The 14861-nt window shown below is 71.5% G+C and carries 11 protein-coding genes and 1 pseudogene; 4 read left to right on the top strand and 8 right to left on the bottom strand.

Features of this window, described 5'->3' with window-relative positions:
- Positions 1–268: 268 nt before the first annotated feature.
- From G3I42_RS21690 to thyX, 3 genes are all read right to left on the bottom strand, one after another.
- Entirely contained in the window at positions 269–1954 is a 1686-nt protein-coding gene (locus tag G3I42_RS21690; protein WP_164288363.1) for a ribonuclease J, read from the bottom strand.
- Between the two features lie 139 nt (positions 1955–2093).
- Positions 2094–3008: a 4-hydroxy-tetrahydrodipicolinate synthase gene (gene dapA, locus G3I42_RS21685; RefSeq protein ID WP_164288361.1), complete on the bottom strand. Its 915-nt coding sequence runs from the start codon at positions 3006–3008 to the stop codon at positions 2094–2096.
- 242 nt (positions 3009–3250) lie between these two features.
- Positions 3251–4003, bottom strand: coding sequence for an FAD-dependent thymidylate synthase (thyX, locus tag G3I42_RS21680; protein ID WP_343244615.1), 753 nt, complete (start codon positions 4001–4003; stop codon positions 3251–3253).
- A 265-nt stretch (positions 4004–4268) separates the two neighbouring features.
- On the opposite strand from thyX, the gene G3I42_RS21675 reads away from it, so the two are divergent.
- Positions 4269–4508 carry a hypothetical protein gene (locus tag G3I42_RS21675; RefSeq protein WP_164288359.1) on the top strand — a complete coding sequence of 80 codons (240 nt, stop codon included), beginning with the start codon at positions 4269–4271 and terminating at the stop codon, positions 4506–4508.
- Positions 4509–4662: 154 nt separating this feature from the next.
- Positions 4663–5232: a PH domain-containing protein gene (locus G3I42_RS21670; RefSeq protein ID WP_164288357.1), complete on the top strand. Its 570-nt coding sequence runs from the start codon at positions 4663–4665 to the stop codon at positions 5230–5232.
- Positions 5233–5357: 125 nt separating this feature from the next.
- Here G3I42_RS21670 and G3I42_RS21665 read toward each other — a convergent pair whose 3' ends face one another.
- From G3I42_RS21665 to rpsO, 5 genes are all read right to left on the bottom strand, one after another.
- On the bottom strand, positions 5358–5831 hold the full coding sequence (locus G3I42_RS21665; protein WP_164288355.1) for a hypothetical protein: 474 nt from the start codon (positions 5829–5831) through the stop codon (positions 5358–5360).
- 10 nt (positions 5832–5841) lie between these two features.
- Positions 5842–6594 (bottom strand): 4-hydroxy-tetrahydrodipicolinate reductase, encoded by a 753-nt coding sequence (dapB, locus tag G3I42_RS21660; RefSeq protein ID WP_164288353.1) that lies wholly within the window; start codon positions 6592–6594, stop codon positions 5842–5844.
- Between the two features lie 234 nt (positions 6595–6828).
- Positions 6829–8244 carry a pitrilysin family protein gene (locus G3I42_RS21655; protein ID WP_164288351.1) on the bottom strand — a complete coding sequence of 472 codons (1416 nt, stop codon included), beginning with the start codon at positions 8242–8244 and terminating at the stop codon, positions 6829–6831.
- On the bottom strand, positions 8241–10457 hold the full coding sequence (locus G3I42_RS21650; protein ID WP_164288349.1) for a polyribonucleotide nucleotidyltransferase: 2217 nt from the start codon (positions 10455–10457) through the stop codon (positions 8241–8243). Before G3I42_RS21650 ends, G3I42_RS21655 begins: the two co-directional genes overlap by 4 nt.
- Before the next feature lie 587 nt (positions 10458–11044).
- Positions 11045–11332 (bottom strand): 30S ribosomal protein S15, encoded by a 288-nt coding sequence (gene rpsO, locus G3I42_RS21645; protein WP_007821463.1) that lies wholly within the window; start codon positions 11330–11332, stop codon positions 11045–11047.
- A 544-nt stretch (positions 11333–11876) separates the two neighbouring features.
- On the opposite strand from rpsO, the gene G3I42_RS21640 reads away from it, so the two are divergent.
- Positions 11877–12173 carry a DUF397 domain-containing protein gene (locus G3I42_RS21640; RefSeq protein ID WP_007821465.1) on the top strand — a complete coding sequence of 99 codons (297 nt, stop codon included), beginning with the start codon at positions 11877–11879 and terminating at the stop codon, positions 12171–12173.
- A 396-nt stretch (positions 12174–12569) separates the two neighbouring features.
- Positions 12570–14861 (top strand): annotated as a pseudogene (locus G3I42_RS21635) (hypothetical protein); the annotation flags it as partial.

The following is a 14861-nucleotide window of genomic DNA, read 5'->3' as shown; positions in this document are numbered from 1 at the left end:
TATTTCGTGTTTCCGACTCTATCAGACTCTCTCGGGCCCGATTTCCTCGGTGCTTTCCGGTTCCCGGCCCGGCCTTTCGGCCTTTCCGTTTCCCTTTCGGCGTCTCCGACTTTATCAGAAGTTCTGAGTCGGATTTCCCGCCCCCATCCGGTTCTCCGGGCACACAGTGGTGCCGGGCTCCGAAGCGGCGGTGTCCCCAAACGTACTGGAGCGGGGCGCCCGGATGCAAATCCGGGCGCCCCGCTCCCTCTCACACGCTGACGCGGGGTCAGACCTCCACGACGACCGGCAGGATCATCGGCCGGCGCCGGTAGTTGTCCGAGACCCACTTGCCGACGGTGCGGCGGATGAGCTGCTGGAGCTGGTAGGTCTCCAGCACGCCGTCCCTGGCCGCGCGCCCGATGGCGTCGTCGATCTTGGGCATCACGCCCGCGAAGGCCGCGTCCTCGATGCCCGAACCGCGTGCCTGGATGTGCGGGCCACCCGTGATCTTGCCGGTCGTGGAGTCCACGACGAGGAAGACCGAGATGATGCCCTCGTCCCCGAGGATGCGGCGGTCCTTGAGGGAGGACTCGGTCACGTCGCCGACCGAGAGGCCGTCCACGTACACGTATCCCGCCTGGACCTTGCCGCTGATGCGGGCACGGCCGTCGATCAGGTCGACGGCGACGCCGTCCTCGGCGATGACGATGTGGTCGTGCGGGACGCCCGTGAGAGCGCCCAGCTCGGCGTTGGCGCGCAGGTGGCGCCATTCGCCGTGCACCGGCATCAGGTTCTTCGGCTTGCAGATGTTGTAGAAGTACAGCAGCTCGCCGGCCGAGGCGTGGCCCGAGACGTGCACCTTGGCGTTGCCCTTGTGCACGACGTTCGCGCCCCACCGGGTCAGGCCGTTGATCACCCGGTACACCGAGTTCTCGTTGCCCGGGATCAGCGAGGAGGCCAGGACGACGGTGTCGCCCTGGACGATGCGGATCTGGTGGTCGCGGTTGGCCATGCGCGAGAGCGCGGCCATCGGCTCGCCCTGGGAGCCGGTGCAGACGAGCACCACCTCCTCGTCCGGCAGGTCGTCGAGCGCCTTGACGTCGACGATGAGCCCCGCGGGGACCTTGAGATACCCCAGGTCGCGGGCGATGCCCATGTTGCGGACCATCGAGCGGCCGACGAAGGCGACGCGGCGGCCGTAGGCGTGCGCGGCGTCGAGCACCTGCTGGATGCGGTGCACGTGGCTCGCGAAGCTCGCCACGATGATCCGCTTGCGCGCGCCGCCGAAGACCTGCCGCAGGACGCTGGAGATGTCCCGCTCGTGCGGCGTGAAGCCGGGGACCTCGGCGTTGGTCGAGTCGGTCAGGAGGAGATCGATCCCCTCCTCGCCGAGGCGCGCGAAGGTCGTCAGGTCGGTGAGCCGGTGGTCCAGCGGGAGCTGGTCCATCTTGAAGTCACCGGTGTGCACGACCATGCCCGCCGGGGTGCGGATCGCGACCGCGAGGGCGTCCGGGATGGAGTGGTTGACCGCGATGAACTCGCAGTCGAAGGGGCCGACCCGCTCGCGGTTCCCCTCGCGCACCTCCAGGGTGTACGGGCGGATGCGGTGCTCCTGGAGCTTGGCCTCGATGAGCGCGAGGGTCAGCTTGGAGCCGATCAGCGGAATGTCCGGCTTCTCGCGGAGCAGGTACGGCACCGCGCCGATGTGGTCCTCGTGACCGTGGGTGAGGACGATGCCCTCGATGTCGTTCAGCCGGTTCCGGATCGATGTGAAGTCCGGCAGGATCAGGTCGATTCCGGGCTGCTCCTCCTCCGGGAAGAGCACTCCGCAGTCGACGATCAGCAGACGCCCGCCGAATTCGAAGACCGTCATGTTGCGGCCGATCTCGCCGAGGCCGCCGAGCGGGGTGACCCGCAGGCCGCCTTCGGCAAGCTTCGGGGGCGGGCCCAGTTCAGGGTGCGGATGACTCAAAAGACTCTCCTCAACCACACACGCCACGTGCGGGGCACGTGGCGTGTGTGACGTTCGTGCTGTTGTGTGAGCGGTGCCGTACCCGGGCCCGGGGGCGCGGAGGACTCCGCGTCCGCCCGGGGCCGGGCGGGCTATTCGGTTATGAAGTCTGTGGTGCGAGTTCTACCCCGCCGGCGGCCAGATCGATCTTGAGCTGGGCCGTCTCCTCCTCGCTCAGTCCCACCATCGGCAGCCGGAGCGGGCCGCTCGGCCGGCCCTGGAGGGCCAGCGCGGCCTTCGTGGTCATGACACCCTGCGTGCGGAACATACCCGTGAAGACCGGCAGCAGCCGCTGGTGGATCTCCAGGGCCTTCTGCACATCGCCCGCCAGGTGCGCGTCGAGCATCGCGCGCAGCTCCGGGGTCACGACGTGCCCGACGACCGAGACGAAACCGACCGCGCCGATCGACAGGAGCGGCAGGTTGAGCATGTCGTCGCCCGAGTACCAGGCGAGGCCGCTGCGGGCGATCGCCCAGCCCGAGCGTCCCAGGTCGCCCTTGGCGTCCTTGTTGGCCACGATGCGCGGGTGCTCGGCGAGCCTGACCAGCGTCTCCGTGGAGATCGGGACCCCGCTGCGGCCCGGGATGTCGTAGAGCATGACCGGCAGCCCGGTGGCGTCCGCGAGGGCCGTGAAGTGGTGCAGCAGCCCCTCTTGCGGGGGCTTGTTGTAGTACGGGGTCACCGCGAGCAGGCCGTGGGCGCCGACCGCCTCCGCGGAGCGGGCCAGCTCGATGCTGTGGCGCGTGTCATTGGTCCCGACCCCGGCGACGACGTGCGCCCGGTCCCCCACTGCCTCCAGCACCGCCCGGACGAGATCGGCTTTCTCCGCGTCGCTGGTGGTGGGCGACTCCCCGGTGGTCCCGTTGATCACCAGGCCGTCGTTGCCCGCGTCCACCAGCTGCGCGGCAAGCTGCTGCGCGCCGTCGAGGTCGAGATCGCCGTCCGCCGTGAAGGGCGTGACCATGGCGGTGAGGACCCGCCCGAAGGGGGTCTGCGGAGTGGAGGTCAAAGCCATGGGTAACACGCTACTCGGTGCTCGGCTCCGCTCCGGCCCTCGGGGCGTCGCGGCGAGTGGGACAGGGGCATCGGCTCAGAGGTACCCGGCGCCGCGCGCTCGGGGGTTCACGCGGCGCCGGGCCCGTGCGGCCAGGCTAGTTGAACCATACGAAAAGCCGCAATCCGGACACTTTCGCTCCTGCCCGCACATGTGTGCCCGCCCCCGTCCCGAACCCAGCCCCCGCACCCCGTCCCGGCGGTTCAGGGCGCCATGCGACCGTTCTTGTTGAAGGCCGCATGGGTGAGAGGCATGAGCCCCGCCCACAGCTCCTCCATCCGCTCGCCGACCATCTCGATCTCGCGCTGCGGGAAGCTCGGCACCTTCGCCTGCTCGTGCTGCGTGCGCAGGCCGAGGAAGTGCATCAGCGAGCGCGCGTTGCACGTCGCGTACATCGAGGAGTAGAGACCGACCGGGAGGACCGCGCGGGCGACCTCGCGGGCGACTCCGGCCGCCAGCATCTCCTGGTACGTCTCGTACGCCTGCCGGTACGACTCCCGCATCGCGCGTTCGGTCAGGCCGTGCTGCTCGGCGGTGCCGTCGACGAAGACGTACTTGCCGGGGCGGCCCTCCTGGACGAGCTTGCGCTCGGGGCCCGGCACGTAGAAGACCGGCTGGAGCTCCCGGTAACGGCCGGATTCCTCGTTGTAGGACCAGCCGACGCGGTGCCGCATGAACTCGCGGAAGACGAAGATCGGGGCGCTGACGAAGAACGTCATCGAGTTGTGCTCGAAGGGGCTGCCGTGGCGGTCCCGCATGAGGTAGTTGATCAGGCCCGTGGACCGCTCGGGGTCCTTCTTCAGCTCGTCGAGCGACTGCTCGCCCGCCGTGGAGACCCGCGCGGCCCACAGCACGTCCTGGTCGGATGCCGCGTGCTTGACCAGCTCCACCGAGATCTCGCTGCGGAAAACGGGTTTGACGGTCTCGGCGGGGGTCACCTGAGAGGTCTCGGTCACCGGCGGTGGTCCTTCCAGTCGCTTCGTGGGGGCGGCGACCACTCTACGGTCCGGGTACGACGCTCCCCCGACCGGAGGTCTCTCGTGACATTTTTCGCGGAAGCTCGCCAAAACGGGCACCCCAGACGTCTCCCACGCGTCTGTACGAGTAGGGCCGGTGTGTTCGGAAGCACACCGAGGCCGTAATCTGATATGCGGGTTTTCCGACTTCTTTCCGGACAGTCCGCACCCGTCCACGACGAGTTTCCGAGGAGAAGCGCCTTCCATGTTCCGACGGCGTGAGCCTGTTCCCTTCGCCTTCCTGGCCGAGGCGGAGAAGTACCGCAGCAACGTCGAGCCCCCGCCTCGCGAGCGGGCCGACCGGGGTCAGCTCATGGCGCGCACGCTCGTGGGCCTGACCGTGGTCGGCGGCCTGGTGGGCAGCCTGCTCTTCGGTCTGCCGGCCCTCTCCGAGCAGTCGGCCCCGCAGCACACGCAGCACTCCGAGGCGGCCGATCCGCGCTGATCCGCTTCGCCCGCTCGCGTCCCCTGTACGGGGATTCGGGCAGTTGCCCGCACAGACCCCCGGAGTGGTGAACCGCCGGGGGTCTCTGTAGCCTCACCGCTCACAACCCCCTGGCACAACTCCCTGTGCGCGCGGAATGAGTGAGGAAACAGTCGTGCCCCTGCCCTTCCTGACGGCGGACCGCACTTTCGAGGAGGGCGCCGACGACGTCGCGCTGCCGTACCACGACCGCGAGGTGTGGCGTCGTCCGTATCGCCCCGGGCCGTGGCGGGTGGCGCTCGCCGCGCTCATCCTGCTGCTCGCCTCCTTCGTGCTCGTCGCCGCGCTCGCGATCGGCCTCGCCAAGAACACGGGCGGCGCGCTCGGTTCGGTGATCTTCGCGGCGCTGCTGATAGCCGGCGCGCTGCGCGGGCTGCGGATGGGGGCCTGGGTGAGCGCGCACGGCGTACGCCGCACCGGTTTCCTGCGCACGCGCACGTATCCCTGGGGTCAGGTGAGCGCGGTGCGCACCGTCCAGCAGCCGGTCAAGGTCCTCGGGCTGCCGCGCAGCGTGCAGGGGCAGGCAGTCGTCCTGACGGCGCGGCGGCAGAGCGACACGGGGCCGCTGCTCACGGACCACGGCGCGGACTTCCTCTCGCGCGCCGAGGGCTTCGAGCGCGCGGCGGACACGCTGGAGGCGTGGGCGGACGAGTACGTGACGGGGCAGGCGCCCGGGCGGCGCTGAGACGCGGCGCCGCGGGGCGACGGCGGAACGGGGCGGCTCGTGCCCGTACCCGTGGCGGAGTCCCGGACGGGAGGGGCGGGTGGCACGCGACGTGCCCCCGCCCCTCTCGCGTGTCCGGCGCCGGGTCAGTCGCGGGGGGCGAGGGACGGCGCCGCGGTGCGCTCCTTGTCGTGCAGGCGCAGGGCGTGCTGCATGGCCTTGCGGGCGCGGGGGGTGTCGCGGGCGTCCTGGTAGGCGACGGCGAGGCGGAACCAGCAGCGCCAGTCGTCGGGGTGGTCCTCCGTCTCGGCCTTGCGGCGCGCGAAGACGGCGTCGGCCGAGGCGCGGTCGATCCGGCCGGAGGGGGTGCGCTCCAGTTCGTCGGGCGGCAGGCCGCCCTCGGCGTCGAGCGCGGCGGCGAGGGCATTGGCGCGCGTCACGAAGCGCGTGTTCTGCCACAGGAACCAGATGCCGATGAGCGGCAGGATCAGCACCGCGACGCCGAAGAGCACGGTGACGACGGTGCCCTGCCGGATGAGCAGGACGCCGCGGTCGCCCGCGAGGACGAAGTAGAAGACGAGGACGAGGGCGGTGACCGCGTAGGTCAGCTTGGCGCGCATCGGGTTCCGCTCAGCTCAGGTCGAGGAAGTGTTCCAGGCCGAAGGTGAGCCCTGGGGTTTCCACGACGCGGCGTACGCCGAGCAGGATGCCCGGCATGAAGCTGCTGTGGTGCAGCGAGTCGTGCCGGAGGGTGAGGGTCTCGCCCTCGGCACCGAGCAGGACCTCCTGGTGGGCGAGGAGGCCGCGCAGCCGTACGGAGTGCACCGGCACGCCGTCCACCGAGGCGCCGCGCGCGCCGTCGAGCGCCGTCCGCGTCGCGTCGGGCATGGGGGCGCTGCCCGCCGCCTCGCGGGCCTCGGCGATGAGCTGCGCGGTGCGCGCGGCGGTGCCGGAGGGCGCGTCGGCCTTCTTCGGGTGGTGCAGTTCGATGACCTCGACGGACTCGAAGTACGGCGCGGCCACCTGCGCGAACTTCATGCTGAGGACGGCGCCGAGGGAGAAGTTCGGGGCGATGAGGACGCCGGTGCCCGGGCTCTTCGCGAGCCGCTCGCGCACCTCGGTGAGGCGCTCCTCGGTCCAGCCCGTGGTGCCGACGACGGCGTGGATGCCGTTATCGAGGCAGAAGGCGAGGTTGTCCATGACGGCGTCGGGGCGGGTCAGCTCGACGGCGACCTGGGCGCCGGCGTCGGTGAGCGCGGTGAGCGGGTCCCCGCGGCCGATCGCGGCGACGAGTTCGAGGTCGTCGGCGGCCTCGACGGCGCGGACGGCCTCGGAGCCGATCCGGCCCCGGGCGCCGATGACGGCGACGCGCAGCTTGCTCATGTGGTGTCTTCCTCCGGGTGCGTGCGGGGGGGGCCGGGGCGGGCGGGCCTGGCGGGTCGCGGGCGGGTCGGGCGGGCGGCGGCGTACGCGACGTCGCGTGGGGACGTCGCGACGTCGCGTACGGCGCCGGGTGCCGCGGGACGTCGCGTCGTATCGGGTCGACGGCGCGACGTCGCGCGGCGGTGCGGCCGGTGCGCGACGTCGCCCGGTTCCCGGTGCCACGTCGCGCGTCGCTCAGGCGACGGCCTCGTGCAGGCGCGCCGCCTGGCGCTCCTTGAGCGGTCCGATCACCGACAGCGAGGGGCGCTGACCGAGGATGTCATGGGCGACGGCGCGGACCTCGTCGGGGGTGACGGCGGCGATCTTGGCGAGCATGTCGTCGACGGAGAGCTGTTCGCCCCAGCACAGTTCGCTCTTGCCGATGCGGTTCATGAGCGCGCCGGTGTCCTCCAGGCCGAGGACGGTGGAGCCGGCGAGCTGGCCGACGGCGCGGCGGATCTCGTCGTCCTCCAGGCCGTGCGCGGCGACGGTCTCCAGTTCGTCGCGGCAGATCTTCAGGACGTCGTCGACCTGGCTGGGCCTGCATCCCGCGTAGACGCCGAAGAGGCCACAGTCGGCGAAGGAGGAGGTGTACGAGTACACGCTGTACGCCAGGCCGCGCTTCTCGCGCACTTCCTGGAAGAGGCGCGAGGACATGCCGCCGCCGAGGGCCGTATTGAGGACCCCGAGGGCCCAGCGGCGCTCGTCGGTACGGGCGATGCCGGGCATGCCGAGCACGACGTGGGCCTGCTCGGTGCGCCGGTTCTCCACCTCGACGCGGCCCGCGGCCTTGATGAGCCGCGTGCCCTCGCGCGGGCCGAGGGGGACCGCGTCGGTGCGGCCGAGGGCGCCCGCGCGGTCGAAGGCGGCACGTACCTGCCGTACGACCTTCGCGTGGTCGACGTTGCCCGCGGCGGCGACGACGAGGCGCGTGGGGTCGTAGTGGCGCTTGTAGAAGCGGGCGATCTGCTCGCGGCCGAGCGCGTTGATCGTGTCCACGGTGCCGAGGACGGGGCGGCCGAGGGGGGTGTCGCCGAGCATCGTGTGCGCGAAGAGGTCGTGCACGACGTCGCCCGGGTCGTCCTCGGTCATCGCGATCTCTTCGAGGATGACGCCGCGCTCGGCGTCGATGTCGGCGGCGTCCAGGGTCGAGCCCGTGAGCATGTCGCAGACGACGTCGATGGCGAGCGGCAGGTCGGTGTCGAGGACCCGCGCGTAGTAGCAGGTGTACTCCTTCGCCGTGAAGGCGTTCATCTCGCCGCCGACCGCGTCGAGCGCGGCGGAGATGTCGAGCGCCGTGCGGCGCTTCGTGCCCTTGAAGAGGAGGTGTTCGAGGTAGTGCGTCGCGCCGTTGAGCGTCGGGGTCTCGTCGCGGGAGCCGACGCCCGCCCAGATGCCGAAGGTGGCCGAGCGGACCGAGGGCAGGGTCTCGGTGACGACGCGGAGGCCGCCGGGGAGCGTGGTGCGGCGGACGGTGCCGATGCCGTCCTTGCCGGGCAGGAGGGTCTGGGTGCGGGCCTTGGCGGCGCGCGCCGTGGTTTCGGTGGTACGGGCGACGGCCCGCCCCTTGGTGGAGGGGCGGGCCGTCGTACGCGGACTGCGTGACGTCACTTGTCCGTGTCGTCCTTCTTCTCGTCGCCGTCCTCGCCCTCGATGACCGGGATGAGGGAGAGCTTGCCGCGCGAGTCGATCTCGGCGATCTCGACCTGGACCTTCTGGCCCACACCGAGGACGTCCTCGACGTTCTCCACGCGCTTGCCGCCGGCGAGCTTGCGGATCTGGGAGATGTGCAGCAGGCCGTCCTTGCCGGGGAGCAGGGAGACGAACGCGCCGAAGGTCGTGGTCTTGACGACCGTGCCCAGGTAGCGCTCGCCGACCTCCGGCATCGTCGGGTTGGCGATGCTGTTGATCGTGGTGCGGGCGGCCTCGGCGGCCGGGCCGTCGGCGGCACCGATGTAGATGGTGCCGTCGTCCTCGATCGTGATCTCGGCGCCGGTGTCCTCCTGGATCTGGTTGATCATCTTGCCCTTCGGGCCGATGACCTCGCCGATCTTGTCCACGGGGATCTTGACGGTGATGATCCGCGGGGCGTTGGGGGACATCTCGTCCGGGGTGTCGATCGCTTCCATCATCACGTCGAGGATGTGGAGGCGGGCGTCCCGGGCCTGCTTCAGCGCGGCGGCCAGGACCGAGGCGGGGATGCCGTCGAGCTTGGTGTCGAGCTGGAGCGCGGTGACGAACTCCTTCGTACCGGCGACCTTGAAGTCCATGTCGCCGAAGGCGTCCTCGGCACCGAGGATGTCGGTGAGCGTGACGTAGTGCGTCTCGCCGCCGTGCGTCTCGGAGATGAGGCCCATGGCGATACCGGCGACGGGGGCCTTGAGGGGCACACCGGCGTTCAGGAGCGACATGGTCGAGGCGCAGACGGAGCCCATCGACGTGGAGCCGTTGGAGCCGAGCGCCTCGGAGACCTGGCGGATCGCGTAGGGGAACTCCTCACGCGTCGGCAGGACGGGCACGAGGGCGCGCTCGGCGAGGGCGCCGTGGCCGATCTCGCGCCGCTTGGGGGAGCCGACGCGGCCGGTCTCGCCGGTGGAGTACGGCGGGAAGTTGTAGTTGTGCATGTAGCGCTTGCGCGTCACCGGGGAGAGGGTGTCGAGCTGCTGCTCCATGCGGAGCATGTTGAGCGTCGTGACGCCGAGGATCTGCGTCTCGCCGCGCTCGAAGAGCGCCGAGCCGTGGACCCGCGGGATCGCCTCGACCTCGGCGGCCAGGGTGCGGATGTCGGTGACGCCGCGGCCGTCGATGCGCTTCTTGTCCTTGATCACGCGCTCGCGGACCACGGCCTTGGTGAGGGCGCGGTAGGCGGCGGAGATCTCCTTCTCGCGGCCCTCGAACTGCGGGAGCAGCTTCTCGGCGGCGAGGCCCTTGACGCGGTCCAGCTCGGCCTCGCGCTCCTGCTTGCCGGCGATGGTGAGCGCCTGGGCCAGCTCGCCGCGCACGGCGGCGGTGAGCGCCTCGTACACGTCGTCCTGGAAGTCCAGGAAGATCGGGAACTCGCCGGTCGGCTTCGCGGCCTTCGCGGCGAGGTCGGCCTGGGCCTTGCAGAGCACCTTGATGAAGGGCTTCGCGGCCTCCAGACCGGCGGCGACGACCTCCTCGGTGGGGGCGGTGGCGCCGCCCGCGACGAGCTGGATCGTCTTCTCGGTGGCCTCGGCCTCGACCATCATGATCGCGACATCGCCGTCCTCCAGGACGCGACCGGCGACCACCATGTCGAAGACGGCGTCCTCAAGCTCGGTGTGCGTCGGGAACGCGACCCACTGGCCCTTGATGAGGGCGACGCGGGTGCCGCCGATGGGGCCGGAGAAGGGCAGGCCCGCGAGCTGCGTGGAGCAGGAGGCGGCGTTGATCGCGACCACGTCGTAGAGGTGGTCGGGGTTGAGCGCCATGATCGTCTCGACGACCTGGATCTCGTTGCGCAGGCCCTTCTTGAAGGAGGGGCGCAGCGGGCGGTCGATCAGGCGGCAGGTGAGGATCGCGTCCTCGGAGGGGCGGCCCTCCCGGCGGAAGAAGGAGCCGGGGATCTTGCCGGCCGCGTACATCCGCTCCTCGACGTCCACCGTGAGGGGGAAGAAGTCGAGCTGGTCCTTGGGGTTCTTGGACGCGGTCGTGGCCGAGAGGACCATCGTGTCGTCGTCCAGGTACGCGACGGCGGACCCTGCGGCCTGCTTGGCGAGGCGGCCCGTCTCGAAGCGGATGGTGCGGGTGCCGAAGGTGCCGTTGTCGATGACGGCTTCGGCGTAGTGGGTCTCGTTCTCCACCAGGGGATTCTCCGTTTACGTCTCGTCTTCGCGCGGCCTCGCCCGTGTGGCGGGTCGCGGTGGTGCGGGGCCCTCCGGGGAGGGGCCTGCGGGTGGTGCGGGCCCCTCCGGGAAGGGGCCTGCGGGTGGTGCGGTGCGAGGTCGCGTCCGGGTGGGGCGCGGGCTCGCGGAGTGCGGGCCCCTCCGCGGAGGGGCGGCGCGGGGTGCGGCCCGGGGGTCGCGGGGTGCGGTCCGCCCTGGGCGGGTCGCGGTGCAGCCGGTGGAGAAGCGGCTCCTGGTTGCTGGCCGGTCTTCGATCGAAGCACCCGGGGGCTCTGGCTCTGGGGCCGTGCGGTCGGTACGGGCCTTGGGGGCTGTACGGACCTTGCTCGGCCTGCGGGGCCAGGGCGGCCTGCGGGCCGTTCCGGGCCTTGGGGCCGGTGGGCCTTGCCGGGGGCCACTACCGAGGACCGGCGGCGGCGTGGAGTCGCTTCTCCTGTTCATTTGTTTGCGTACGGGGTCCAGCCTACAAACTGAGCGGTCCCTGTCGCACGTACGACAAAAGGAGCGGTTCCCTGTGCAGGGGAACCGCTCCCTTCACGACGACCTCAGCGGGCGCCCGCCGCACCGCGGCGGATGCCGAGGCGCTCGACGAGCACGCGGAAGCGCGCGATGTCCTTCTTGGCCAGGTACTGGAGCAGCCGGCGGCGCTGGCCGACCAGGATGAGCAGGCCACGACGGGAGTGGTGGTCGTGCTTGTGCGTCTTGAGGTGCTCGGTCAGGTCCGAGATCCGGCGCGAGAGCAGAGCGACCTGCACCTCGGGAGAACCGGTGTCACCCTCCTTGGTGGCGAACTCGCCCATGATCTGCTTCTTCGTGGCGGCGTCGAGCGACACGCGATCTCCTAGTGAATCCAATGAGCCACCGAGTGCCCCGGGTCTGCATCGCCGGGGAGCTTCCGTTACTCGGGAGGCGGGGCGCGCTGGGCGCTGCTCCCAGAGATTCCGGGAGCGCGTACACATACGGCCGGTGTCAAGGTTAGCAGGGTGGGAGGGGGTGGGATTTCGGGGGTGGGGGCGGGGGCGCCGGGGGGCGCGGGAGGCGGCGTCGCGCGGGGAGCGGGGTGCGGGGCTCTGGGGGTGTAGGGGCGTGATGCGAAGAGCGGTGCGATGCGCTCGTACGTTTTGATTACGTGGCGTGACCGCGCACGGCGGGGGTGAACGGCCCGGAACGGGTGGTGGGCGGAGGAGTGTCGGGGATGCCCGAGTGGCCCGTAAAGGTGCGCCGGGGCGCACCCGCTTTGTCATACAGCCTGCCGAATCGCGTACGGGGCGTCCTCGCTGCAAGTACGCTGAGGCCGCTCGTCGTTGGCGCGCGCTCCGCGCACCGGCATGCGGGCGCGTTGGGTACAGGACCACTTCGGGGAAGGGCCAGTCATTCATGTCCGAGGAGCACGAGGCCACGGCACCGGCCGCGCCGGTGGAGCTGGACGAGGAGACGAAGGCGCGCAAGGAGCGGGAGAAGAACGAGCTGTACTCCCTCGACATCTCGGGTGTCGAGTGGATCGGCCCGCCCGGGACCTCGCCCGACGAGGAGCGCGTCGAGATCGCCTACCTGCCGGGGGGCGGTGTGGCGATGCGTTCCTCGCTCGACCACGACACCGTGCTGCGGTACACGGAGGCCGAGTGGACCGCTTTCGTGCTCGGCGCGCGTGACGGGGAGTTCGACCTCGCGTAATCCGATGGTGTGAAGGCCGGGACCTCGAAAAGGGTGCCCGGCCTTCGTGTTGTCCGTCCTCCGGAGGCAACTCGGGCCGCGCAGGCACGCTTTCGGCGGCGTTCGCAGAGGGCGTGCGGGGTGTTGGGCGGCGGCGAGTGGCGTCCTCAACTCGGGAACACGTCGCGTGACTTCAGGAGATCATCGAGCGGGAAGGCGTCCCGGTGGTTACCCGATGCGCGTGAACAGCCCTGCTATTCGGCATACGTGATGACTAGTCTGGTGTCAGGCGAGCTGCGGGACCTTCCGAGTCCACGGAGCCCGCCACGGGGGGCCGGTTCCGCAGGCCCATGGACGCGGCGGGGCAACGTGACGCCGCCGCCCCGACGCACGAGTGCCGATTCACCTGGAGGAGCTGTGAGCAGCGACCGGGACGCGTATCGCGGGGGCCGCTCGGCTTCCGGCGCTGACCACGAGGAATCCGTCGCCGAGACCACCGGCGAGTTCCGTTTCGACCAGTCGACCGCCTGGTACACGGCCACGACGTCGCCGAGCGACGAGGCCACGGCCCCGGAGAAAGCGGGCCGCGAGGGAGCAGTCCGCGAAGAAGCGGGCCGCGAAGAAGCGGGCGGGGAGAAAGTGGACCGCGAGGCAGCGGGCCGCGAGGAGACGGGCGCAGACGCGGCGCGCCGCGGCGAAGAGAGCAGCGGCGAAATCGACGGTGCCGAGAAGGAGGGCGCTGCGGCGAGGTGGACGGCCGGGAACGGCCTGGCCGGGTCTTCACCCGACGTGACGGGTGTGCCGGGAGCTGATGCCCTCGGACAGAGGGCGGGGAGTCAGCCCGAGGCGGAGCCGCTCGGCGGTGACGCCTCCTGGACGGCGACGTCGCTCGGTGGCCTGGCGGGGCTTCCGTTCGGGAGCGGTTCCGGTGCCGACGGGGGCGACGGGTCCATCGGGGCTGCGTTGCCCTGGACCGGTCTGGGGAATCCAGGCACGGAGCGCGAGGAGAAGACGGTGCGGGCCGTCGCGTCGGACGCCGACGAGGCACGCGACGTCGCGGCCGATGACGCGAACGACGGCGCGATCGACGGCATGGAACGCGGCGCTGTGACGGAACCGGACGAGACGCGACGGCGCGACGAGACGCGGGACGACGCCACGGTGCGCGGGTCACGCGACGTGGCATATGCGACGTCGCGTGACCACGGCGCGCCGGAGGACGCCGCGACGTCGGACACCGACGCCGCGACATCCCTGGCGGAAGCACCGGACGAGGCGCTGCCGATCGAGGCGGAACGGGGCGACGCGGTACGAGGTGAGGCGGTACGGGGCGACGCCACGGGCGGTGCGGCGGAACCCGACGACGCGGCGAGCCCGGACGAGTCCGCGCCCGGTCGGCGGGACGTGGACGAGGACTACTTCATGCTGCCGCCCATGCCCGCCGCGCCACCGGCCCCGACAGGATTCACGCCGCCGCCCGGCACCGCCTCCGCGGTCCCGCGCCTCCCCGAAGGCAGCGGCTTCGTGCCGGCCGAGTCGCCTGCTCACGGCGGCGACCTGGAGAGCGGCGCGACGATGCGTTTCTCTCTTCCCTCCGCACGCCCGCAGGACACGTCGCGCGGGGACGACGCGTCGATGCCGCGCGACGTGAACGACGCGACGACGCGTGGCGCGGCGCCCTTCGGCGACGTCGCGGCACGCGACGCTGCGGACGCGGAACGACGCGACGTGGCGGGCGCGGAGCCGGGCGGCGAGGTGGGCACGACAGGCGTGGCACCACGCGACGCCGCGGGCGCGGCGGCTACGGAACCGTCCGACGCCTCCGGCGACGTCGGCCCCGGGCAGCGTGACGTGGCGGGTACCGAGCCGCCCGACGTGGCGGGTACCGAGTCACGCGACGTGGCAGCAGGCTTGCGCGACGTAGCAGAAGACAACGAAACATGGGCCGTCCCCACGACGCCCCCCGGCGGCCTGTCGCTGCCGCCCTCCTTCGCACCCGCCGATGCCACGCCCTCCGACGTCGCGTCCTCCGACGTCGCCCCGACCGACATCGCGCCGACCGATGCGGGTAGCGCTACCGAAAACGCGACGCCGCGGGACGGAGCCCCGCTCGACGACGCGACGTCCGCAGAGCGCGAAGGCGCGCCGCAGCCTCCCTCGCCGCCCCAAGGCGCCGCGCCGCCACGAGACGACGCGGCCCCGCAGGACGCTCCGCCGCCGCGCCCCCTGGTACCGCCGCAGACGCGGCGTTCGTGGCCGCCGCCGTCCCTCGCAGGGCAGGACCTGCCGGGGCTCGTCCCGCCGCCGCACGCCAACGTCGCGCGCAAGGAGAAGGAACCTGAGCCCGACGCGTCGTCGCAGGACACGTCGCGTCCGGGACGGGGTGACGGTTACGGCTTCCCGCGCTCCGATACGTCGCGTGCGGGTTACGGCTTCCCCGTGCAGTCCTCCCCCGGCGCGCAGCCCGGGTACGGTTTCCCGCCGCGCGGCGCAGAGGGCGGTTACGGCTACCCGGCACCGGCCGTCGACACACCCCCGGCCGACACCCCTCCAGCCACCCCACCTGCCGCCGCACCACCCGCCGCCGCGCCGCCGGCCGATCCGCAGACGACGCGCCTGCACCGCGTACGCCCCGCGACGCCACCCGGTGACGTACCCGCGCCCGAAGCCCCTGTCGCGCCCGAGGGCGGTACGCCACCGGAGCCCGCG

This window comes from Streptomyces sp. SID11385, from assembly GCF_010548245.1.
In the GTDB taxonomy this organism is placed as follows: Bacteria; Actinomycetota; Actinomycetes; order Streptomycetales; family Streptomycetaceae; genus Streptomyces.
Note: the sequence above shows the minus strand (reverse complement) of the source record. Positions and strands in the feature narration are given on the sequence as shown.